General features: G+C 41.0%; 16 protein-coding genes. 11 read left to right on the top strand and 5 right to left on the bottom strand.

All coding sequences use genetic code 11. The features are described from left to right. Positions 1–352 precede the first annotated feature (352 nt). The 4 genes from recC (at position 353) to JFU56_RS20150 (ending at position 10,791) form a co-directional block, all read left to right on the top strand. The gene (gene recC / locus JFU56_RS20165) at positions 353–3,745 is read left to right on the top strand and encodes an exodeoxyribonuclease V subunit gamma (protein ID WP_198439046.1); all 3,393 of its coding nucleotides are present in this window, start codon (positions 353–355) and stop codon (positions 3,743–3,745) included. Further along, complete coding sequence (gene recB, locus JFU56_RS20160; protein WP_198439045.1) at positions 3,745–7,341, top strand: exodeoxyribonuclease V subunit beta; 3,597 nt, start codon at positions 3,745–3,747, stop codon at positions 7,339–7,341. Before recC ends, recB begins: the two co-directional genes overlap by 1 nt. Beyond that, positions 7,341–9,368: an exodeoxyribonuclease V subunit alpha gene (gene recD, locus JFU56_RS20155; protein WP_198439044.1), complete on the top strand. Its 2,028-nt coding sequence runs from the start codon at positions 7,341–7,343 to the stop codon at positions 9,366–9,368. The genes recB and recD overlap by 1 nt, the downstream gene beginning before the upstream one ends. A gap of 187 nt (positions 9,369–9,555) precedes the next feature. After that, positions 9,556–10,791: a dicarboxylate/amino acid:cation symporter gene (locus JFU56_RS20150; protein ID WP_374221058.1), complete on the top strand. Its 1,236-nt coding sequence runs from the start codon at positions 9,556–9,558 to the stop codon at positions 10,789–10,791. Between the two features lie 144 nt (positions 10,792–10,935). Here the strand turns inward: JFU56_RS20150 and miaA are convergent, their stop codons facing one another. Next, the gene (miaA, locus tag JFU56_RS20145) at positions 10,936–11,859 is read right to left on the bottom strand and encodes a tRNA (adenosine(37)-N6)-dimethylallyltransferase MiaA (RefSeq protein WP_198439042.1); all 924 of its coding nucleotides are present in this window, start codon (positions 11,857–11,859) and stop codon (positions 10,936–10,938) included. A 270-nt stretch (positions 11,860–12,129) separates the two neighbouring features. Here miaA and asnC point away from each other — a divergent pair, with 270 nt between their 5' ends. Together asnC and JFU56_RS20135 are read left to right on the top strand one after the other, a co-directional pair. Continuing rightward, entirely contained in the window at positions 12,130–12,591 is a 462-nt protein-coding gene (gene asnC / locus JFU56_RS20140) for a transcriptional regulator AsnC (RefSeq protein WP_198439041.1), read from the top strand. A gap of 97 nt (positions 12,592–12,688) precedes the next feature. Further along, a complete protein-coding gene (locus tag JFU56_RS20135; RefSeq protein ID WP_198439040.1) occupies positions 12,689–13,924 on the top strand; it encodes a cystathionine gamma-synthase family protein in 1,236 nt (411 codons plus the stop codon). 85 nt (positions 13,925–14,009) lie between these two features. Here JFU56_RS20135 and JFU56_RS20130 read toward each other — a convergent pair whose 3' ends face one another. Further along, positions 14,010–15,692 (bottom strand): DUF342 domain-containing protein, encoded by a 1,683-nt coding sequence (locus tag JFU56_RS20130; protein ID WP_198439039.1) that lies wholly within the window; start codon positions 15,690–15,692, stop codon positions 14,010–14,012. A 484-nt stretch (positions 15,693–16,176) separates the two neighbouring features. Here JFU56_RS20130 and rplY point away from each other — a divergent pair, with 484 nt between their 5' ends. Continuing rightward, entirely contained in the window at positions 16,177–16,464 is a 288-nt protein-coding gene (rplY, locus tag JFU56_RS20125; protein ID WP_198439038.1) for a 50S ribosomal protein L25, read from the top strand. A gap of 60 nt (positions 16,465–16,524) precedes the next feature. Here rplY and JFU56_RS20120 read toward each other — a convergent pair whose 3' ends face one another. Together JFU56_RS20120 and JFU56_RS20115 are read right to left on the bottom strand one after the other, a co-directional pair. After that, positions 16,525–17,034, bottom strand: coding sequence for a methyltransferase (locus JFU56_RS20120; protein WP_198439037.1), 510 nt, complete (start codon positions 17,032–17,034; stop codon positions 16,525–16,527). A gap of 10 nt (positions 17,035–17,044) precedes the next feature. Further along, the gene (locus JFU56_RS20115) at positions 17,045–17,434 is read right to left on the bottom strand and encodes a SirB2 family protein (RefSeq protein ID WP_198439036.1); all 390 of its coding nucleotides are present in this window, start codon (positions 17,432–17,434) and stop codon (positions 17,045–17,047) included. A 215-nt stretch (positions 17,435–17,649) separates the two neighbouring features. Here JFU56_RS20115 and JFU56_RS20110 point away from each other — a divergent pair, with 215 nt between their 5' ends. Then, entirely contained in the window at positions 17,650–19,695 is a 2,046-nt protein-coding gene (locus tag JFU56_RS20110) for a protein-disulfide reductase DsbD (protein WP_198439035.1), read from the top strand. Between the two features lie 215 nt (positions 19,696–19,910). Further along, on the top strand, positions 19,911–20,276 hold the full coding sequence (locus JFU56_RS20105; protein ID WP_198439034.1) for a nitrous oxide-stimulated promoter family protein: 366 nt from the start codon (positions 19,911–19,913) through the stop codon (positions 20,274–20,276). Here JFU56_RS20105 and JFU56_RS20100 read toward each other — a convergent pair. Then, entirely contained in the window at positions 20,257–21,087 is an 831-nt protein-coding gene (locus JFU56_RS20100; protein WP_198439033.1) for an NAD(P)H-binding protein, read from the bottom strand. The two genes, JFU56_RS20105 and JFU56_RS20100, sit on opposite strands and share 20 nt — an antisense overlap. Positions 21,088–21,183: 96 nt before the next feature. Here JFU56_RS20100 and JFU56_RS20095 point away from each other — a divergent pair, with 96 nt between their 5' ends. Together JFU56_RS20095 and JFU56_RS20090 are read left to right on the top strand one after the other, a co-directional pair. Next, positions 21,184–21,654: a hypothetical protein gene (locus JFU56_RS20095; protein WP_198439032.1), complete on the top strand. Its 471-nt coding sequence runs from the start codon at positions 21,184–21,186 to the stop codon at positions 21,652–21,654. A 170-nt stretch (positions 21,655–21,824) separates the two neighbouring features. After that, positions 21,825–23,774: a DNA topoisomerase III gene (locus JFU56_RS20090; protein WP_198439031.1), complete on the top strand. Its 1,950-nt coding sequence runs from the start codon at positions 21,825–21,827 to the stop codon at positions 23,772–23,774. Positions 23,775–23,817: the final 43 nt, after the last annotated feature.

Genomic DNA, 23,817 nt, shown 5'->3' with positions numbered 1-23,817 from the left:
TGAAACGTAATAACGCCGATGGTAGTGTGGGGTTTCCCCATGTGAGAGTAGGGCATCGCCAAGCGCCAAATTAGAGATAGCCGATATCAGTGATGATATCGGCTTTTTTGTCTCTGAAATTCAGTAAAATCGCGTGATAGTACTGATTTCGATGATAAGTAAGATAATAAAAACCAGCCTTCGGCTGGTTTTTATTTGGGATCGTATAATGGCAGCGCTTAACAATCTAAGATCTTTGTATCTGCAGGTGTTTATCTATTTCTGTCGCAAAAACCAACATGTTGTTTTTTCTATATTGCATAGTTAGTTGGTATGCTCCACAATTCCAGTAGGTTATCAGTCTGGAGTTACCGTGTTTAATCTTTATCATTCGAATCAGTTAGATATTTTAAAAGAGCTTATGGCTCACTTTATTGCTAAAGACCCACTTGCGGATCCTTTTGTCGAAGAGCAAGTTCTAGTGCAAAGCCCAGGTATGGCGCAATGGGTGAAAATGGAACTAGCAAAGTCGATGGGCATATCGGCGAATATCACCTTTCCATTACCAGCGTCTTTTATTTGGAAAATGTTCCAGAAAGTATTACCTAATATCCCAGACAAAAGTGCTTTCAATAAAGAAGCGATGTCGTGGAAGTTAATGCTGATACTGCCTGATTTATTAGAACAAATTGAATTCGAATCATTAAAGCATTATTTAGCGGATGACACCGATGATTATCGGCTATTTCAGCTATGCCAAAAAATATCCGATACCTTCGATCAATATTTAGTATATCGACCAGACTGGATAGCTAAGTGGGAAGGTGGCGAAAATGATCATGCGGATACACACCCTTGGCAGCCGTTATTATGGCGCGCACTAGTCAAAAAAACGGAAGAGCTGGGTCAATCTCATTACCATCGTGCAAACTTATACGATCAATTTATTGCGCGTCTTAATCAGTCTCATTTTGATGCAACGCTTTTACCTGCACGCATATTTGTATTTGGTGTTTCTGCACTACCCCCACGTTATTTGGATGCTTTACGAGCACTTGGTATGCACACTGATGTTCATTTCATGTTATCTAACCCTTGCCGATTATATTGGGGGGACCTTATCGACCCGAAGTGGTTGTTAAAACAACGCACTATGCTTAATCACAATAATGAAAAGTTGGGCATGAGCCATAAAGTGAGCGCGAGTGATGAAGATACAGTTCGTGCTTTATTTGATGAAGATGACGCCTTTAAAGTGGGCAATCCATTATTAGCTTCTATGGGGAAATTAGGTCGTGATAACTTGGCGCTACTAACTGAATTTGGCTGTCAGGAGTTAGATGTATTTGTTGAACCGACTGATGAAGGCTTACTGGCTAGTATCCAGCGTGATATTTTAGATTTATCAGATCGCAGTATGGCTGAATTTAGTTCGCCAGTAAATGATGGTTCAGAACCCGATAGCAGCTATAAGCTTGCTGTTAGTACAGTTGATTCTTCATTGGAGCTGCATAGTTGCCATAGCCCTATGCGTGAAGTCGAAGTATTACATAATAACTTGCTTACAATGTTTGCGGAAAATCCAGATTTAAACCCACGTGATGTGGTTATCATGATGCCTGATGTGAATGGCTATAGCCCTTATATTCAAGCTGTGTTTGGTGCTATCGATCGTTATGATGAGCGTTATATTCCTTTTTCGGTTTCTGATAGTGGCGCGCAGTACGATAACCCTATCCTACTCAGCTTTTTACAGTTATTGGCTTTACCTCTATCGCGCTGCAATGTCTCTGAACTATTGTCGTTATTAGAAGTTCCCGCAGTGTTAGCTCGTTTTGCTATTACACCTGATGAGTTTAACCGATTACGCCAATGGATTGATGAGTCTGGTATCCGTTGGGGATTAGATGAGGATGATGCTACACGCTTTGATTTACCAGGTATGAAGCAAAATACATGGTTGTTTGGCTTACATCGCATGCTGTTAGGCTATGCATATGGCGGTGATGATATTTACCAAGGTATTTTACCCTACCAAGAAGTGCAGGGTATTGAAGCTGAATTATTAGGTAAACTTGCTCAATTTATTGAAGCGTTATTAGATAGTATTACTTCATTGCAAGATCCTAAATCGATTGTTGATTGGATCAAGCTAGCGAATACACTCATCGATAATTTTTATAAAATAAATGTAGATGATGAGCAATCGATAAAAATTATTCGTGATGCTTTTTCTCATCTTGATGGGCAATTAAAAAGTGCCAGTTACGATAAATTAATTACACCGCTGGTGTTACGTGATTATTTAAATAATGCATTATCACAAGTAGGCTCAAGCCAAAAATTCCTCGCCGGACAAGTTAACTTTTGTACGCTTATGCCAATGCGTTCAATACCGTTTAAAGTCATTTGTTTACTTGGTATGAATGACGGTGTTTATCCACGCTCGATTCCACCGATGGGTTTTGATTTAATGGCGAATGATCACAAGCAAGGTGATCGTAGTCGTCGTGATGATGACCGTTATCTATTTTTAGAAGCGTTGATTTCAGCACAAAGTAAATTATACATTAGCTACATAGGTAACAGCATTCGCGATAAGAGTGAACGTTTGCCATCTGTATTGATTACTGAGTTATTACAGTATTGTCAGCAAAGCTTTTGTATTGCGGGTGATGAACATCTTTCACCAGATGAATCATCAGAGCGTTTACTGAATCATTTAATTAATCATCATGCACTGCAGCCTTTTGATGCGCGTTATTTCAATCCAGAGTCGCCAACGTCATTCGCTAAAGAGTGGTTACCCGCATTAGCGCCCAATGTTGAGTTAAGAGAATTCTTAAGTGAACCTTTGCCTGCATTAGCTGTTAACGATGATACTCAAGAAATTGAGCTTGCGGAGTTACTGCGTTTCTACCGTCATCCAACCAAGTATTTCTTTAACCGACGTTTGAAAGTTTACTTTAACCAAGCAAGTCTTGATGTATTGGATGATGAACCTTTTGATGTTGATAATTTAGAAAAATATCACCTTAAAGCACAATTGCTAGAAACAGAATTGGCGGGCGGTGATGTTGCACTGGTGACAGCTCGGTTAGTTGCCTCTGGTAGTCTGCCTTTAGGCCGATTTGGACAAATATCATTAAACAAAGAAGTGGCGACGGTAAGCCAGCTTGCTCAGGTATTAACACCTCTGTTAACTAATAGTAATGATGATATCGAAGTTGATATTCCACTGATATCAGGGCGCTTAGTTGGTTGGTTAAAACAAGTATATAACGGTGGTTTGGTACGGCATAAGCCAAGCGGGTTCAATGGTAAAGATTACTTACAAGTTTGGTTAGAGCACTTGTGCTTTTGTATTAGTGTTAAAAATCCGATGCCGACTACTTTAGTTCATTTAACCGCGGGCAAACCTATCGTACAACGCCTGAAAGTAATTGAGCAATCTCGAGCGCGGGAATTATTATTTCAGTTACTCGAAGTATATAGCGATGGTTGTTGCCAGCCTTTTGCGCTATTTCCAAAAACGGGCTGGGGTTGGGCAAAAGCCATGTGTTCAAGTTCTGAACCTGATGAATATAAATTACGTGCTGAAGCATTGTTAAATTTCGAAGGTGGTTATAACCGCATGGGTGAAAATGCGGATGATTACTTACAGCGCAGTTTTCCACGTTTAAATGATGACGTTTATGACTTGATGAAAGCATCCTCTGAAACCACACTATTTCCGATATTTGATTACCTAGAGGATGTTGAATAATGGCTGATGTAAATATTCTAAATGCAATGACGTTTCCCTTATATGGAGAACGCCTTATTGAAGCATCTGCTGGGACGGGTAAAACATTCACTATCGCCAGTTTATATCTGCGTTTACTTTTAGGGCATGGCGGCGTAAATGCTTATCAAAAAGACGGTGAAAACCAACTTCTCACAGTTGAACAAATATTAGTTGTAACCTTTACGGAAGCGGCTACTGCGGAGTTACGTGATCGCATTCGCGCCCGTATTCATCAAGCGCGGATCGCATTTAGCATTAGTCACAGTAGCGACCCTGTGATCAGCTTGCTGCTGGCAGATATTCAAGAGCAAGATTACGGGCGTTGTGCAAAATTACTATTAGCTGCAGAAAGACAAATGGATGAAGCGGCTATTTATACCATTCATGGTTTTTGTCAGCGCATGCTTAAGCAAAATGCATTTGAATCGGGGGCATTATTTGAGAGTGAATTCATTACCGATGAATCACAGCTAAAGTTTAATGCCGTTGCTGACTTCTGGCGTAGCCATTTCTATCGCTATAATGACGGCATGGTGGATATGGTACATAGTTTTTGGTCATCGCCTCAAGCGCTATTACGAGACATTGCTGGATACCTATCTAATACCGATATTGAGTTTATTGCCAAAACAAGCTGTGATGATATTGCTGAGGATTACGACAAACTCGTGGCCTCGATTCAGCAGGTCAAAGCCTCGTGGTTTAAAAACGTAGGCGATCTTTGTGAGTTGATTCAAGCAGGAAATTTAAACGGTAATAGCTACCGTCCTGCGAGCATATCGAAATGGTTACATGAAATGCTGACGTGGTCGCAATCAGAAACCACTCAAAATGATCTGCCTGATTGTTTGGTTAAGTTTTCTCAACATGCGTTAACGACGAAAACCAAAAAGGGTAAAGCATCACCAGAGCATCAAGTATTTGATGATATTGAACGGCTATTAGAAAAACCTTTGTCACTTAAAGATTGTTTCATCGTTAAAGCCGTTGAATACGTGCGTGCACGTGTGATGAAAACTAAGAACCAATCACAGCTATTATCGTTTGATGATTTACTGTCTGGGTTATCAGATGCATTAACTGGTGACCAAGCTGTTAGTTTAGCGGAATGTATTCGCAGCCAATATCCAATCGCGATGATTGACGAATTCCAAGATACTGATCAACAACAGTACGATATTTTTAATACCATTTATGGCAAGCAAGACGGTGCTGGTTTGTTCATGATTGGCGACCCGAAACAAGCGATTTATAGTTTCCGTGGCGCTGATATTTTTACCTACATGCAAGCGCGTAAAAATGTTGAGGCTCATTATACCTTAGCTAAAAACTGGCGATCTTCGAGTTCGATGGTTAGTGCGGTTAACCGCGTATTTGAACATGCCAATAAGCCGTTTATTTATGAAGACAGTATCAGTTTCCAGCCCGTTGATTCACACGGTAAAAGCAAACCCTTATTATTAAATGGTATTGAACCAGCGGCGCTACAACTGTGGTTGCATGAAGAGGAAGACCAAAAAAATATCACCAAGGGTCGATACCAACAAGTTTATGCCAAGGCGACAGCGAACCAAATTGCGACCTTATTGACGGATGCCCAGCAAGGTAATGCCATGCTATCGGGACGTCCGATAAAAGCAGGTGATATTGCCATTCTTGTACGTACTGGTGCTGAAGCTAAATTAGTGCGTGATCAGTTTGATGCTTTATCTATTCCTAGTGTGTATATGTCGAATCGCGAAAGTGTATTCGCTAGTCGTGAAGCGCGCGAGTTGTACCATATCTTTGCAGCTATATTGAATCCTGAAGATGAGGGGTTATTACGAGCGGCATTAGCGACATCTATTTTTGAAAAACCGGCCATTGAGTTAGACCAGCTCAGTAACGATGAAAAAGTGTGGGAGCAAACGGTTGCTGAATTTAAGCTCTACCAAAAAACCTTACAGTGGCAAGGTTTCTTACCGGCATTAAGATTGTTACTGAATAAACAAAATATCGCGGCAATCATGCTATCTGCTCAAGGCGGTGATCGCCGTTTAACTGACGTTCTGCATTTAGGTGAACTATTGCAAGAAGCAAGTTTAGAGCTTGATGGTGAATACAGTTTATTCCGTTGGTTCGGTGAAAAAATTGAAAACCCGAATGGTGATGCACAAGAGCAATTAGTACGTTTAGAAAGTGAAGCAGACTTGGTGCAGGTTGTGACTATTCACAAATCCAAAGGACTGGAATATAACTTAGTATTCCTGCCATTTATTTGTGCGACCAGACAAGCATCAACGCCGCTTTATCATCAAGATGGGCATACTTATGTGCACCTTGATTTAGATGATGCCGATGCACTCGAAATAGCGAAACAGCAAGCGGATGAAGAACGCTTGGCCGAAGACTTACGCCTACTCTACGTGGCGTTAACACGTGGTGTTTATGCTACCTGGTTAGGACTTGGCGCCGTTAAAATGGGTAACTCTCATAATAAGATGCATCTCAATGCGATGGGCTATCTATTACAGCAAGGCGAAGAGTGCAAAGATACCGAATTTAAAACCTGTGTTGAAAAACTTGCAGAGCAACCTGTTGATGAACTAAGAGCGTACGTTGCTATTGTGGAACCGCCGTTAGCAGCAGTACCTGCTTACCAGCCTGTTGTTGAACAAGTGGTAACCTATCAAGCTAAAACCATGACTAACCCGATCAGTAAGAATTGGTGGGTAACAAGTTATTCTGCATTGTCTCGTCATCGTTCTAACGGTAATGCTGGTAACAGTCATTCTAGTTACGATGCCTCTTTGGAATTACCAGGGTTTGATGTTGAAGTGAATACCGAGAAAGATGAAGAGCAGGAAATGAATTGGGATATTTTTAGTTTCCCACGTGGTGCTGCCGCCGGTACTTTATTACATACAGTATTTGAGCATATTGATTTTGCTAATGTCGATGCAGACGCGCTAACTGAACAGATATTACAACTATTAGAGCGTGAAGGTTACGATATTGCTTGGTTACCGATTTTACTTGAATTGGTGAATCAGGTACTGGATTGTCCACTACAAGATGGTTTTAGTTTACGCCAATTAACCCCCTCACAAAAGAAAGTGGAGATGGAATTCTTCATGCCTATCTCGTCGCTTAACTGTGATGATTTGAACGTATTGATAAAGCAGCATGACGGATTATCTCAGCAAGCGGGCGAGTTAGACTTTCAGCAAGTCAGCGGTATGTTAAAAGGTTTCATCGATTTGGTGTTTGTCTATGAAGGCCGTTATTACGTACTCGATTATAAATCTAACCATTTAGGTGACAGCCAAGCTGAGTACACTGCCGATGCGATTGATCATGTCATGATTGAGCATCGGTATGAGCTGCAGTATCAGTTATATACTTTGGCATTACATCGTTTTCTACGTTCGCGTATTCCAGATTATGATTACCAGCAGCATTTTGGTGGTGTTTATTACTTATTTTTACGTGGAGTGAGGGTTGAGACGGGTAATGAATATGGTGTGTTTTTCACTAAACCCTCACTCGATTTTATTATGCAGTTAGATGATTTATTTTTAGGAGAGCTTGCATAATGAGCATACTTCAGTGTTTAAAAGAATTAGCTAGTGAAAATCAGATCCGTCAACTTGATTATCAATTCGCTCGATTTATTAGTAATTATGAATCTGAACCCGCGATTATTTTATTAGCCTGTTTAACCAGCTATCAACTGGGTAAAGGTCATGTGTGCATTGATTTACAGGGTATCGATAGCAATGCTTTATTTGATCTAAATTTAACCCGTTCACACTTATTACTGGCGGAAATATCGAGTCGTAATGAGTCTTGGCCAAGTTTATTAGCAAACTCAGTTGTTGTGGGCGAGTCTGCGCCACTGCAGTTTGTTGCTGATGCGGGTAAATTATATTTACAGCGTTACTGGGCTTACGAGTTACAAGTTGCGCAGCAGTTGAAGGGGTTAGCAAAGCAAAGCCAACAGCCTGATCTCAGTGCCAGCCTTAATCGCTTATTTAAACGTGATTATGGTTTCCTCTTTCCTATTTTAGCGAAAGAACGAGACGCTAATTTTAGTGCGCAGTCATTTGTGGCCAAATACTTAGACGTCGTTAAGAAAGGCCGTATTAGCTGGAATGATGTGGAGCAGGTATTGCTTACCGCTAAAAATGCCCAAGAACTGCATGCCTTAGATAGCTTGATCCCTGAAGCGTATTGTCTTAACTGGCAAAAGCTATCTGTAGCTGTCGCAGCGACACGCCATTTCTCAGTGATATCCGGCGGCCCTGGAACGGGTAAAACAACGACAGTAACTAAATTATTAGCCTTATTAATTGAACAAGGTTTACTAGCACAACAGGCGCTAACGATTAAACTTGTTGCACCAACAGGTAAAGCGGCGGCTCGTTTAACAGAGTCGATTGCGGGTGCGAAGGGCAAGTTAGATTTACCCGTGAATGTAGCGGATCTTATTCCTGAACAAGCAGGGACAATACATCGATTATTAGGGGTTGTCCCGAATAGACAAGCATTCCGTCACAATAAAGATAACCCATTACATCTTGATGTACTGGTTGTTGATGAAGCCTCAATGGTTGATTTACCACTGATGGCGAAATTGTTAGCGGCATTACCGCCCCATGCTCGACTAATATTACTGGGCGATAAAGATCAACTTGCGTCGGTAGAGGCGGGCTCTGTATTAGCTGATATCTGTGCTTATGCAACGGCGGGTTATTCTGCAGGGCAAGTGAATTGGTTATCTAAGATTACCGATTATGATCTAAACCAATACCAAGCAACAGATGCGACGGCGATATATGACAGCCTCTGCTTATTACGTAAGAGCTATCGTTTCGATGCAGAGTCAGGTATTGGCTGTTTAGCAGGGGCTGTAAATAGAGGCGATCTGAACGAATTTGATAGCGTATGGGAAAATCAGCATGATGATATTAATTTGCACCCGTTATCGACTGAAACCTATGACGCGCTTATCACGATGGCAAAAAAAGGTTATCAAGATTACTTAGCTAAGATTGTCGTATCACCGAGTGACGATGAAGCAAAGTCGATATTACGCCGTTTTAATGATTTCCAAATTTTAACGGCAATCAGAGAAGGTGATTTTGGTGTTGAAGGTTTAAACCAGCGTATTGAAAAAGCACTGCTAGCGGCGCGTAAGATACGTAAAGATCAATCTGAATGGTATGCAGGTAGGCCGATTATGATCACCAATAATGATCATGGTCTTGGTTTATACAATGGCGATATTGGTATTTGTATGCAGGATGAAGATCGCCGCATGCGGGTTTATTTTGAAATGGCGGACGGTAATATGCAATCTTTTTTACCGAGTCGATTGCCACCACATCAAACTGTCTTTGCAATGACTATTCATAAATCACAAGGTTCCGAGTTTAGACACACGGTTATGATTTTACCTAATCGTTTCAATCCAGTGCTAACAAGAGAGTTAGTTTATACCGGTATTACTCGTGCAAAAGAGCAATTAGACATATTCACTAACGTGACCGTGATGAAAAAGGCGATTAAATTACGTACCGAACGCGTCAGTGGGTTAATGGCATTACTTAACCGAGATTAACGAATCGTAGATTTAAATCCTTAATTATCATTTATCCTAAAAAGGCAATGCTTTGTTATCGATTTTGCAAAGATATAGACGAAAAGTTGGCGTTTGATCACATTTATGCCTTACTTGCTGTGTTATCTTCGCCGCGATTTTTCGTTAACGTATAATGTATTGTTTAAAGCCTTGTTGGGAGAGTGTTTTGCTTAAGGATAAAAAAAGTCTAGTTAAAAATATTGGGTTTCAAGTTGTAGTCGCTATGATCATTGGTGCTGCCGTCGGTGCTTTCATGGGCGAAGGCGCTGCCATATTTGCACCATTGGGCGCGCTGTTTATTAATCTAATAAAAATGTTAGTGATTCCACTTGTTGCTGTATCGATTATTGCTGGTGCAGCTAATCTTGGTGACAGTCCTTCAGCAGGTAAGATTGGTGTTGGTACATTTGTCTTCTTTATGCTGACATCTGCGATTGCTGTCGCACTTGCGCTTGTTATGGGTAATGTATTTGAACCTGGGGTTGGTGTTGATTTCTCTAAACATGCGACAGGTTTAGCTGTCGTAACTGCTGAGCAAGGCGCATTACCGGGTGTATTTGATACCATTATTGGCATGATCCCAACGAATGTATTCAGTGCGTTAACGAGCGGTAATATTTTACAAATTCTAGTATTCAGTATCTTCTTTGGTATTGCATTAACGAAGGTTGAACGCAAACGTGCTAAGCCAATCATGGACGGTTTAAATACCATCATTGATGCATTTGTTTGGATGATCAATTGTGTGATGATTATTGCCCCAATTGGTGTCTTTGGTCTGATGGCTGAATCTGTTGGTACGTTTGGTTTTAGCGCACTAGCTGTGGTAATGAAATTGTTTGTTGTTTATATTGCAGCAATTATTATCTACGGTTTCATTTTCTATCCACTTGTAGTGAAGTTTTTCTCTGATACGCCAGTACTGAAATTTATGTCTGCGATGAAGAAACCTCAAGCATTAGCATTATCGACAGCGTCATCAATGGCTACATTGCCTGTGACACTGGAAGTATGTGAAAAAGAATTAAAACTTGCTAACTCAACAGCTGCGTTTGTATTACCGTTAGGTGCGACGATCAACATGAGTGGTAATGCTATTTATTATGGTCTAGTAGCCGTGTTCTTTGCACAAATGTTTAATGTTGAATTAGGTATGGCTGCTTATGCTGCGATTATCTTTACATCGACATTAGGTGCAATTGGTCAAGCGGGCGTTCCAGGACCGTCTTTCCTTGTTGTTGCAGTATTATTAGCGGCTGGCATTCCAATCGAAGGTTTACCACTGCTATTCGCATTAGATCGTATTTTTGATATGGTGCGTACAGCATTGAATATTACCGGTGATGCAGTGTGTGCTGTCGTGATGGATAAATACAATCCAGAGCATCAAGTGACTAAATAATACTGACTTAGGTAAGTATTTACTTAAATTGAAGAATAAATAATTGAGTAAGTAGATAGAGTTAGATAATAAGCCACGCCGATTCGGTGTGGCTTTTTTGATACTGAGAAATGAGGACTTAGCGTTATTATGCGCGTCTACATATTAACTTCTTTGAAATTGATTGAGTACCGCTTGCGCTTGCTCATTGATATCACCTGTACCGTCTAACCAATGAATGATAGCACCTTGACGTTCCATTCTTCTGAACCACGTATCTTGGCGCTTTGCGTATTTATGAATGGCGATATTCAATATATCAAACATTTCATCATAGCTGATTTTACCTTCGATATACTGGCTGACAAAGCGGTATTCAAGCCCAAGGTACTCTAATTTGTCATGCGTAATACCTTGCGCTAACAAACCTTCAACTTCTTCAAGCATGCCATTTTCTAAACGTTCTTTTAAGCGTAAGGTGATGCGCTGGCGTAATACACTACGATCCCATTTTATACCGAAATACAGAGGCTCTATTTCTGGCAGTACTGTTTTGATGACGGCACTTGTTTGCGATGCTGCATGTTGGGCTATTTCAATGGCACGATACAAGCGTGGACGCACAGTAATGTCCGTTGTTGTATAGGATTGGCTATCAAGCTCAAGCAAAATTTGCTGTACATCTTCTAAAGCCATTTCAGCAAACTGCTCACGCTGGGGAATATTTTTATCGAGTTGCACAAATTCATAACCAGCAACCACTGCATCGATGTATAAACCAGTGCCGCCGACAAGTAGCGGTAACTTATTGCGTTGGTTAATATCCTTGAATGCGTTGAAAAAATCACGCTGAAATTGAAAGGCGTTATATTCTTTACCGGGTTCTATAATATCAATCAAGTGATAAGGTACATCACCGTATTCAGCTAAATCTTTGCCTGAGCCAATATCGAGGCCGATATAGACCTGTCGAGAGTCGCCCGAGATCACTTCACCGTTTAATTGTTTCGCGAGGTCGACACCCAAGCGTGTCTTTCCCGATGCGGTCGCGCCGAGTACGACGATAAGATTGTATTGTTGCTGAGACATTAAGTTACCTGAATAAATAATTGCGCGGTGTGCAGACCGAAATGGTAACTCAAGCAGGCAATGTGACCAATAGTATTTTTAACATTGTCATTAAACTAATTTCGAATGTGACAAATTGAGCTATTAATTAAGGATATTGTGGCTAAATCGCAGTTATGCAGTCAAAAAGGTGGTAATTTATCAAGATTATTCAAATTATACGCTAGATGATTATGGTTTTAGCGTTATAATCGACTTCTTGTATTGTTACTTATGATCGGAATCGTTGTAATGTCGCTTAATGCTCATCTTGATGAATTAGATAAAAAAATCCTTAATGCACTCATGGTCAATGCACGTGTACCTTATGCTGAACTGGCTAAAAAGTTTAACGTTAGTGCGGGTACTATTCACGTTCGTGTTGAAAAAATGAAATCAACTGGTGTTATCCTTGGTACTAAAGTTGAAGTGTGTCCGAAGAAACTCGGTTATGACGTATGTTGTTTTATTGGTATTAATCTAAAAAGCGCAAAAGATTACCCTTCTGCGTTAGCGCAATTAAGAGCGTTAGATGAAGTCGTTGAAGCATATTACACAACGGGTAATTATAATATTTTTGTAAAACTGATGACGCGCTCAATTGATGAATTACAAAAAGTATTGATTGATAAAATTCAACAGATTGAAGAAGTGCAATCGACAGAAACATTGATCTCGTTACAAAACCCAATTAGCCGAGATGTCCATCCGTAACCTTAGCCGCTAATTATAAATGACATAAATGCTATAAGTTAACCTCATCCTGATCAATAATGAGGTTAACGTCAATTTGTTGTATGAAGGAATAACAATGAAAGAGCAGGGATTCACTACGCACTTAGTTCATCATGATCACAATCAAAATTTAGAGTTTGGTGCTATTCACGCGCCAATTTATAACTCTGCTACTTACGGTTATGATGACATTCAAGATCTTATCGATATCTTCCAAGGCCGCCAAGCTGGCCAAGCTTATGCTCGTCAAGCAACGCCAACGATTGATATGTTACAGAACATGATCTGTGAAATGGAACAGGGTAAAGCATCACTTTGTTTTAGCTCAGGTATGGCGGCGATTGTCGCGGTATTTTTGACTTTATTAAAAGGTGGCGATCATATCGTTGCCAGCCGTTTTTTATTCGGTAATACCTCGAGTGTGTTTGGCACTTTAAAAAGTTTTGGTATTGAAGTGACGCTTGTTGATGCTACTGATGTGGCGAATGTTGCTGCAGCTTGCCAAGCGAACACTAAAATGGTGTTTGTAGAAACCATTGCTAATCCAGCGACACAAGTTTGTGATCTAGCTGAAATCGGTGAACTGTGTGATGCGAAAGGCTTATTATATGTTGTCGATAATACGCTAACATCAGCCTATCTGTTCCAACCGAAAGCGGTGAAATGTCATCTGATCGTTACTTCGCTATCAAAATATTTTGGTGGTCACGGTAATGTGATTGGTGGTTCTGTTACTGACACGGGTTTATTTGACTGGTCACAGTATCCAAATATCTTTGAAGCGTACCGTAAAGGTGATCCTGCAATGTGGGGTTATGCGCAAATGAAGAAGAAAGGTCTTCGTGATATGGGCGCTTGCCTGAGTTCTGAATCGGCAGGGCAATTAGCACTGGGTTCAGAAACGATGGCGCTACGTGTTAAGCAATCATCTAGCTCGGCATTGGCTCTTGCACTCATGTTAGAGAACCACCCGAAAGTTGCTCGCGTTTATTATCCTGGTCTAGAATCACATCCACAATATGCCCGGGCTAAATCATTATTTGGCGCATCAGGGTCGATGATCAGCTTAGATCTTAAAGATGGCTTTGATTGTTGCCAGTTCTTGAATGAATTGAAATTGGTTATTGGTGCAACGCACTTAGGTGATAATCGTAGTTTAGCATTGCCTGTAGCACCGACTATTTTCCATGAAATCGGTCTAGCTGCTCGTCAAGAATCGGGTATTAGCGAGAATATGATCCGCTGTTCGATTGGTATTGAAGATACCGAGGATTTACTGGCTGACTTTACCCAGGCATTAGCAAGTCTATAAGCGTTAACGCTATATCAGAAAGGCCTAAGTCGTTGCTGCGACTTAGGCCTTTTTCATTTCAATACGACGACAACGTAATGATGACTTAACCGTGATGAGCATAGTCAAAGTCAATTTGTTTGTCTTTATATACCACTCGACAAGGGCCGTACTCACGTTGGGTGATTGTTGATGCAGAACCAATATTTAATGTCACATTATCAAAAATACATTTACCTACATCAATCAGGTGTACTTGGTAGTATTGTTCGAGTTCTAGCTGTAGCTGTTGCAGTTCGATTTCATCATCCACGCGTTGCTGGTTGAATCTATTTTTCGAATGCAGCATTTCTTTTATTTCTGTTACTACACCGTGATCGTGTTTCCATTTTTCTTTTGGTGGTAGGTTGTTGATTTTAATCCATAATGAATCATCTTCTTCAACCAGTGCTTTTAATTCTAAGCTACGATCTTGAACTTGTTCGCGTATATCACCTTCTTGCATGGCACAGAAGATTTCAGTTCTCGTACCCGATGTAGCTCCAATGCTGACGACGCTAATACCATTGCTGGCGTTAACAATACCACCGACGATATCGCCACGGCGGTTGAAACCGTCATTGACCGTCAGCTTTCCTTTGGTATTGGTCACACTGTGTAATAGCTGCTTGGTGATCGTGATGTCACCTGTTGCTGTTAGCGCTGAGTACTGCACAAACTGGGCGCGTATCTGTCCTTGTGCGGTGATTTTAGTCGCCAGTTCTTGAAGGTTGTCTTTGTTGGTGACTTGGCGCCCTAAAATACCTTTGTTGACGATAACATCGCCTTCGGCAATTAAGGTCGCGGAATCAACGAACCCCATGACGGTAATATCACCACTGCTTTGTACTATCATCTCGGCATCGACATCGCCAGTGATTAGGATACTGCCTTTAAATTTAATGTGGCCAGTACTGACATCGACACTTTTAATCGTCAGCATATCATCAACTTGTAGTACGCCTCTAACCTCAACGACTTGGCCTGTCATGGTTGCAAGTAGCTTTAATGGGTTATTGGGATCAATACACGTACCAGGGCCTGCTTGTAGCTTGGTATCTTTACCTGACTTAGGCAATAATTCTTTGCCCAATAAATCGAATCCTTTAGTGCCGTCATCTGCGGGTATTTTTTCGATGAGGAGATCGTTCTTCTCGACCATCTCTATTTCACCAAGGTTACGCATATCAACATTACCGTCAGCTTTAAGCTGTGGCTGTAATAAACGTTCTCGAGCTAATGATACTTGGCGTTTTAACTCGGCGTTTTTACCATTAATGGGTAACTGACCTTCGGCGGCAATAATCGTGATTTCTTGACCAGGAGAGAGAGCTGATAATTGAGTGAGCTGGGTTGCTATTTTTTGCTTATCAATACCAAGGTGGATCTTGTTATTATTAAGCTCAGTTAAAATATCATCAATTGAAACTTGATGGTCACCCCAGCCAGCGGTTAAATTTATCTCTGCTTGCATGTTATCTTTACTGAGCGATATTTCTATTTTGCAGTTATTGCGGTCTGCAAGAATAAAAATCAACTCTTCAGCGCCAGCACGTTTACCGGTAAGCTTATTTATTTGGGTAACAGCTTCTTCAAGGTTGGCAAGAATGGGCGATAATTGATTAAAGGGGTCAACATTGAGCAGACTAAGTAAATTCGCCACGGTGAGCGGTGCGTGTTTATTTGGGATCAGGCGGACTTCGGCTTGATTATTGTCTTTACTTAGCCTAATTAATTCTGAGTCCAGCATGCAAGATCCTAAAATATGTGCGGGGCGTTAGTTTTTAGATTATAGCAGTATAAACTTGACCTAAAGTAGTATTAACTTATTGAAATAATCGGTTTAGTGATCTTAAACTGACTTTGAATTTTAATTGATTTATTATATCGATATATTATTGGATTTGGATGTTTATGTTGATTTTGGTGGTTTCATCACTTGTTTTTAGATGTATCACAATGTATTAATTCGCCAGTATAGTGGATAATTATTAAAACAGATTATAATTTATCTTATTTTGTGAGTTAGGTTTATTCATCGAATCTCCCCTGCTTAATTTCCCTTGTCATTTTTAGTTATGCGCATTTGCTTGTTGTGTTTGTGCTGCCATGGTATTATCCGCACCCGTTAATTATACTGTTGTTGCCCGGTCGCAGGCAGCAGTTAAAAGACGCTTACTTATCTGGATTTTAGTCCGGATCTAAATACTACTACTTATTATTAGGAAAAGATTATGTCTTTCACTTTTGAAGCACAAGTACGTTCTGACCTTGGGAAAGGTGCGAGCCGCCGCCTACGTCACGCTAACAAATTCCCTGCTGTAATCTACGGTAAAGGCGAAGAAGCTATCTCTATCGAACTAGACCACGATACAGTTAACAACGCACAACGTAACGAAGAGTTCTTCTCTTCAGTAATTACGCTTGTAGTTGACGGTACTGAAATGGCTGTTACTGTTAAAGCTATGCAACGCCACGCGTTCAAGCCAAAATTACAACACATTGATTTCATCCGCGCTTAATATCGGATTGTTATAATTGTGATAAGAGCGCCATGTTGATGATTCGACATGGCGCTTTTTTTATGGTTTTTTACAGACTATCTGCGCGATCGCACGATCTGGATTTCGTTCAATCCCTTCGAAATAATGTAAACATTCCCAATCACTGAACATCTCTTTTAACTCCCCCAACTGTAATAAAAAAGCATCACGGTTAGGTCGACCAAACTGCCTATTTTCAACCGTAAACGTTTCATAAATGACAATACCACCAGAGCATACTGCTTGCTTGATATTGTCAATTAGCGGGCGGTGTAAATAGCGAAATACTACGATGCCTTGATAGCTGTTAGGTCGTAGTTGCTGTTGACCATCTTCAAAGTCCACTTGCCAGCACTGCTTGGCATTGATACCTGGCGTCAAAGCTATACTGGTTAATGCCGCTTGGTTTTGGTCAGCAAAAATAGTCGGTATTTGCTGTTGTTGCAAATACAAGCCATTGCGTCCAGCACCACAGGCTAAATCTAATACTGGTTTGCCCGTACATTGAAATAACTTACTGTATTGCTGTAATAGTACTGCTGCTGTCATTGGGGAGCCTTTAAGCGAGTGCTAACCATGACATGACATCATGGCTTTTGGCAACGCCAAGAATATACGCGAATATAGCAATAGCGACAACACTTGCCCATAAACGGATCACTGCTGTCTTGCCGCGTTTAATCGCGATAGTGCCAACAATAATATAAGCGATAAGTGCGATTAATTTTGCCGTTAACCAAGCATCCACAAATGGATATTGTTGGATTGTCATCATTAAGTGACCAGCGAGTAATATAAGCAAGGTATCAATGATGTGCGGTAATATTTTGATTACTTTATTTTGTAATAATGCCGATTCTGAAACTGACAAAATTGAACGAAAAATAAAGAAAGTGATACTCAGGTAAGCCATGCCCATGTGCATGTGTTTAACAAATGCGTAATCCATTGTAGTTGCCTATTGTAAAAGTGAGGTGATGAAATTGCTCAACGCTGGATAAATTAACTATCCAACCGAATACGAGTGTTAGTGATTTTTCGTGAGAAGTATATCTAATTATCGCTGGGTTAGATAATGAATGAGGTTATACATGCATTTTTAATGTCATATATTAAGGTGCTGATTTAAGATAACCATAGTGTAAAAAATTGGGGATTTACTGAATGCGATTTTATATTTTAGTTTGCTTATTACTTTCTTCTTTCGCCTCTGCACAGCAAAGTGCGAGTGCATTTGATCCAGCAGCGAAAGTGGCTACTGCGCAGTTATTGTCGACAGCGAATGGCGTTAATGGCGCTAGCGTATTATCAATGGGCTTAAAAATAACCTTGGATGATGAGTGGAAAACCTATTGGAGCTCGCCTGGATTAGCAGGTGCGCCGCCCAGCATTGATTGGCAAGGTTCTGATAATTTAGCCAATGTGGAATGGTTGTGGCCTATACCTCAGCGCATGATGGTATATGACGTTGAGACATATGGTTACAAGCATGAAGTTATTTATCCTTTGCAAGTGACGGTGACAGACCCAAGTAAAGCGCTAGCGCTACAAGCTAAAACGACAATGTTAGTATGCCGAGAGGTGTGTATTCGCGCCCAGGTTAATCTTACGTTGAACTTACCTGCGACAGATCCCAGTATAGATAAAGCATCAAGCGCGCAATTACAAACTTATGTTACCAATGTCCCAGTCGAAATCAGTGCGACATCTGCATCATTACAACAGCTCGGTTGGGATAGTACGTCATCGCAATTAGTTATTGAAGTGGCAGGGCTTACGGAGCCTGTTGTGGATGGTTTTGTTGAGGGTGTCGATTTTACCTTGTTTAGCCGACCAGAAATAACCCAAAAAGAGGGGGTGACGCGGCTCATTATGGCTGTCGAGGATATGGCTGGAACACCTGCACGACTCGATCCTAATCAAACATTAAAAGTGACGCTTACTTCTAAGGAAGGCGGGGTGAGTTTTACTGATAATATTACTCCAACGATTATTGAGCAAACCTTACCAAGCTGGGTATACATGCTATTGCTGGCGATTGCTGGTGGTTTCATTCTTAACTTAATGCCGTGTGTATTACCGGTATTGTCGATTAAGTTATTAGGTGTGGTTGAATCGGTTAGTGAATCTAATGCGCAACGCCGGATTAATTTTTTATTAAGCGCAGCCGGTATTTTTGTCGCCTTTTGGTTATTAGGTTTGTTGTTTATTGGCCTTAAATACTTCGGTATTGGATTTGGTTGGGGTGTGCAATTTCAATCGGCGACATTTTTACTGATTATGATCCCGGTGTTGGTGTTATTTGCCTTAAATCTATTAGATAAGTTTGATGTGCAGTTACCGCAAAGTTTGATGGATAAAATATCGGGTTCCAACAAAGGTCATTTTTACCAAGGTATTTTTGCTGTGTTATTGGCAACGCCGTGCTCAGCACCTTTCTTAGGCACCGCCGTAGCGTTTGCACTGGCGGGATCTAGTTGGCAAATTATGGTGATATTTAGTGGCTTAGCCTTTGGATTGTCATTACCGTACTTGCTGATCGCGATGTGGCCGAATAGTGTGAAGATCATGCCTAAACCGGGATTGTGGATGGTGCGTTTTCGTCAATTTTTAGCTACGTTACTATGTGCAACATTAGTCTGGCTGGTTTGGTTGTTACAAGCGCATTTAACGATGTTGCTATGGACTCTATTCAGTTTGATAATTTGCGCCATGGTGATATTACTGATCGTTAAACCTGGCCCTCGTACTTTAGTCACCACGTTTACTGTGTACTTGTTGTTAGCCAACACCATTATTTGGGCTCCTGCATCGGTAGCTGACCTCACGGGTGATAATGTGGCGTCGACCTCAACCTCTACAATACAGTGGCAAGCATTTGAGCCTGAAAAAATTGCTGACTATATCGCGGAAGGAAAAACAGTGTTCATCGATATTACAGCGGATTGGTGTATTACCTGCGTGGTGAATGAGCGCGCAGTATTGCAACGTAGTGATATTATCAAACGGTTAAATGCGGATAATGTGGTGGCGATGAAAGGCGATTGGACAAAACCTGATAAGCAGATTGAGACTTATCTAAAACGCCATGGACGTTATGCTATTCCCTTTAATCAGGTATTTGGTCCGGCATTGCCACAGGGGAAGTTATTACCAGAGCTGTTAACGAAAGAGGCTGTTACGGTCGGATTAACGCAAGCTGGGCAATAATTAAGACCGTTTTTTATGTCATGATGACGTGATCGGAGAGGCAAGGCAAAAACGAATGCAAACTAAACGCATCAAATTTTTTGTCTTGCAGTTCGATATTTTTGCTGTTCTAATTGCGCTCTTCTGAATTTATACAAGATTAATTCTATTGTTTAGTGATACTTTAACTTGCTTGATAGTTATGTTGATTTGCTCATAAATAGAATAGATATACGATGAAAACAGTCACTGAAATCTTAGCGCATCCACGCTTAAAACGTGAAATGCGCCTGCAAAATGCAATGATCACTATGTATTGTAAACAACATCATGTTTATCAAGGTAAAGTGTGTCGAGAGTGCGATCGTCTACAACAAATGACGGCACGTAAATTGGCATTTTGTGAGAGTGGTACAGAGAAACCAACCTGCGCAACCTGTACGGCAGTATGCTATACCCCCGTTGTATCTAAGCAAGTAAAGACTATTTACCGTTGGGGACGCGCTCGAATTTGGCTACGCCACCCTATTCTTATGTCTCTTTATCTTGTTGACAGCATCAAGCCAAGTCAAATGCCAAAGCCTAAATTACTAAATCTGTAGCTGAGTTATGTTTGAATTGATAGTTTAGCTGCTGCTTTAATTTATCATTGGCAATGATGCAATCTGGTTTACTGTTATCAATGGTGAATGTTGGTATGGTAATGCCGAGTTGTATCGCGCCCTGTTGATAAAATGCTTCTCTGCTCTCGTGTAGATCGCTACAGGCATTAAATATTTCTCCCCAACACTGTTGTTTTATCACTTGTTGAATGACACCAATTGCATCGTTTTGATGGATTAAATTTACTGGTGACAGACCTGCATCAAAGATATGTCCGCTAGCACTTTTCTTCGATAAGCTACGCGTTGGATTTCGATCTTCGCTAATAAGTCCGGCAAAACGGATAATGGTGTACTCAATATCCCGTTGCTGTTGTATCAATTGTTCTGCTGCATACACGGTACTGCTCGGGTTTAATGGCGCCGCTTCTGCTAGCGTATTATTGGTTTTTTGATAAATACTGGTAGAGCTGACAAAAATAAATTTACCCACGTTATATTGTTTTAACATGAGCAGTAATTGCTTTATTTGCGTTGCCAAGGGACTTTTTACATGATTACCTCGGCTAGCAGGGAGTAGGCAAATCGCAATATCTTTATTGGCTAATAAACCCTGCCAATCTCCTTGAGGCTCTTCGGCAAGGGTCGCGCCCACTGCTGGTATTCCTGCTATTGTTAAACTTGCGGCTTTGTCTGTATGGCTGCAACTTACCGTCAGCGGGTAATGTTGTGATAATAGTTGTTGTGCTAATGGTTTTCCTAACCAGCCAGCGCCGATGATCGCTATTTTAGGTAGTGTATCTTTGCTCATATCAATTGCCTGTATATCAAGTTAGATACAAGCGTAACTATTTTCGGTTATAATAGCGATTGATAATCTGTCGTTACATAAACTAAAGAGAAAACCATGAGTAAATTTATAGATAGCTGGGCTATCGTGCATATTGACGATTCTTACAATGCATCAGTATTAGGTAGCAGAGGCACTAAGCTACACTGGTGTAATGGCCGTGAAGAAGCTATCGAGTTTATTTATGACGAGTATTTGGCTATCCTCGCGGATACAGGCGAGATGGATGGCGAGTTAGTGTTTGCTGCAAAGCAACGATTTAAAGTATTACAAGCACAGACAAATTCAGATGAAGAGTGGATTGAACACGTTAACGAGTTAACTATTGATCTACGCCATATTGTTTGGTTTGGTAGTATTGCCGACATGGCTGAGTTAAACAATGACTTCGCTTGTGCAGTACGTGAAGTTTATTGGGAAGAGTTCGGCGAATATGATGAAAACGATCCAAGCGCTTATGTTCCTGAAGATGAGTGGCTGAACTTATCAGAAGCGTTAGTTGAATACTTAAGCCGCGCAATCGTTTAATTTAGCGATGCTACTTGCTTAATAATCGCTTAATTTAATAGATTAACGTATCTACCTTTACCTAATACGTTAATCTACTCTTGTTACCTCCTCATTTTTAAGTCATAGACTTACACTGCAAAATTAGCTACATTAACTGTTTATTCATACAGTCTACAATTGCTAATATCATGAAACTTTATATTGCCGAAAAACCCAGCCTTGGTCGTGCTATTGCCGACGTATTACCAAAACCGCATAAGAAACAGCAAGGTTATATTGAGGTGGGTAATGGCGATGTCGTGTCTTGGTGTATTGGTCACTTACTCGAACAGGCTGAGCCTGACGCCTACGATGACGTTTATAAAAAATGGCGTTTAGAACACCTACCAATCGTGCCTGAGACTTGGCAATTAAAGAAGAAACCTAATACCAGTAAACAGCTGACCGTATTAAGAGGATTAGTTAAAAAGGCGACGAGTCTTGTGCATGCGGGTGATCCCGACAGAGAAGGGCAGCTACTGGTCGATGAAGTGATTGAATTTCTGAAAACCCCAGCGAAAAAGAAAAATACCGCCCAGCGTTTGCTCATTAGCGATCTTAATCCGGCAGCCGTAACAAAGGCGTTGAATAACCTGCAGCCTAACAGTGACTATATCCCCTTATCTGTATCAGCATTAGCACGCTCGCGAGCGGATTGGCTCTATGGTATGAACATGACCCGTGCTTATACCTTACAAGGCCAAAAAGTCGGTTACCAAGGTGTCTTGTCAGTCGGGCGAGTACAAACGCCGATCTTAGGCTTAGTTGTTCGACGTGATATCGAGATCGCCAATTTTGTCAGTAAGCCTTTCTATGAAGTACTCGCGCATCTACAAACCCAGCAACAAGAAACGTTCACAGCCAAATGGAAACCGAGCGAAGCTTGTCGTCCATATATGGATGAAGATGGCCGGGTGTTAGTGAAGAAACTGGCTGAAAATGTTGTCAGTCGTGTCCAGGGGAAAATGGGCGAAGTGACCAAGCTGGAAAAGAAAAACAAACAACAAGCAGCGCCATTACCTTACAATTTATCGTCATTGCAAATTGACGGGGCTAAGCGTTTTGGTATGAGCGCGCAGCAAGTATTAGACACCTGCCAAGCGTTGTACGAGCGTCATAAACTGATTACTTACCCACGTTCCGATAGCCGTTATTTACCCAAAGAACATTATGCCCATCGTAGCAGTGTGATTAAGGCGATAGCCAATACGAGTAGCGCATTAAATCAAGCCGCGGTAAATGCCGATCAGAGTTTACGCAGCAAAGCGTGGAACGATAGCAAGGTAGAAGCGCATCATGCCATTATCCCGACCGAAAAAAGCAGCAATGTTGATCGACTCAATAGCAGTGAAAAGAATATTTATGAATTAGTTGCGAGGCAATATCTGTGTCAGTTTTATCCGGCTTATGAATATGCCGATACAGTGGCTGAAATCACCATTGCTGGTGGACTGTTTATTGCCAAAGCAAAAATGACATTGAAGCAGGGCTGGAAAGTATTATTCCCTAAATCATCGGCGGGTAATACCAAGCAAACAGAAGCTGAAAAAGAATTAGCTGCGCAGCTACCCACGATCCAAAAAGGCGAGCAAGTGTTATGTCAGCGGGCTGAATGTATTGAAAAGCAAACTCAGCCGCCAAAACATTTCAGTGATGCAACCTTACTTGCAGCGATGACGGGTATCTCTCGTTATGTACAAGACAGTGATATCCGTAGGATCTTAAAAGACACCGATGGCCTGGGTACGGAGGCCACGCGAGCAGGGATTATTGAGTTGTTATTCAGACGTAATTTCTTAGTGCGTAATAACAAACTGATTTTAGCTACTGACGCAGGCAAAGGCTTGATTAATGCGTTACCTGAATCAGCGACATTACCGGATATGACTGCGCAATGGGAGTCGGTACTTGATGGTATTAGTAAAAAAGAAGCAAGTTATCAGCATTTCATGGGCGGCCTATTACAGCAATTATCAGGCATGATTGAGCAGGCTAAATCAACATTACCGGATGGCTTACGCGGTCTCTCTAGTGGTAAACCTGCTGGTGGTCGCTTCAAGAAAAAACCAGCTAAAAAGCGGACTTACAAAAAATCATAACCGAAAACTGAGCACTTATACTGTATTTAAATAAGGCTGTGTT

Origin of the sequence: Moritella sp. F3 (genome assembly GCF_015082335.1) — a bacterium.
In the GTDB taxonomy this organism is placed as follows: domain Bacteria; phylum Pseudomonadota; class Gammaproteobacteria; order Enterobacterales; family Moritellaceae; genus Moritella.
This window is presented reverse-complemented; position numbering and strand designations above follow the sequence as displayed.

Bases quoted from the DNA above. Each gene is read 5' to 3' on its own strand.
- miaA (WP_198439042.1), bottom strand. From the start codon at position 11,859: ATGTCTCAGCAACAATACAATCTTATCGTCGTACTCGGCGCGACCGCA.
- asnC (WP_198439041.1), top strand. From the start codon at position 12,130: ATGTCGCTTAATGCTCATCTTGATGAATTAGATAAAAAAATCCTTAAT.
- JFU56_RS20110 (WP_198439035.1), top strand. From the start codon at position 17,650: ATGCGATTTTATATTTTAGTTTGCTTATTACTTTCTTCTTTCGCCTCT.
- JFU56_RS20095 (WP_198439032.1), top strand. From the start codon at position 21,184: ATGAGTAAATTTATAGATAGCTGGGCTATCGTGCATATTGACGATTCT.
- recD (WP_198439044.1), top strand. From the start codon at position 7,341: ATGAGCATACTTCAGTGTTTAAAAGAATTAGCTAGTGAAAATCAGATC.
- rplY (WP_198439038.1), top strand. From the start codon at position 16,177: ATGTCTTTCACTTTTGAAGCACAAGTACGTTCTGACCTTGGGAAAGGT.
- JFU56_RS20120 (WP_198439037.1), bottom strand. From the start codon at position 17,034: ATGACAGCAGCAGTACTATTACAGCAATACAGTAAGTTATTTCAATGT.
- JFU56_RS20130 (WP_198439039.1), bottom strand. From the start codon at position 15,692: ATGCTGGACTCAGAATTAATTAGGCTAAGTAAAGACAATAATCAAGCC.
- JFU56_RS20090 (WP_198439031.1), top strand. From the start codon at position 21,825: ATGAAACTTTATATTGCCGAAAAACCCAGCCTTGGTCGTGCTATTGCC.
- JFU56_RS20135 (WP_198439040.1), top strand. From the start codon at position 12,689: ATGAAAGAGCAGGGATTCACTACGCACTTAGTTCATCATGATCACAAT.
- recB (WP_198439045.1), top strand. From the start codon at position 3,745: ATGGCTGATGTAAATATTCTAAATGCAATGACGTTTCCCTTATATGGA.
- JFU56_RS20115 (WP_198439036.1), bottom strand. From the start codon at position 17,434: ATGGATTACGCATTTGTTAAACACATGCACATGGGCATGGCTTACCTG.
- JFU56_RS20105 (WP_198439034.1), top strand. From the start codon at position 19,911: ATGAAAACAGTCACTGAAATCTTAGCGCATCCACGCTTAAAACGTGAA.
- JFU56_RS20100 (WP_198439033.1), bottom strand. From the start codon at position 21,087: ATGAGCAAAGATACACTACCTAAAATAGCGATCATCGGCGCTGGCTGG.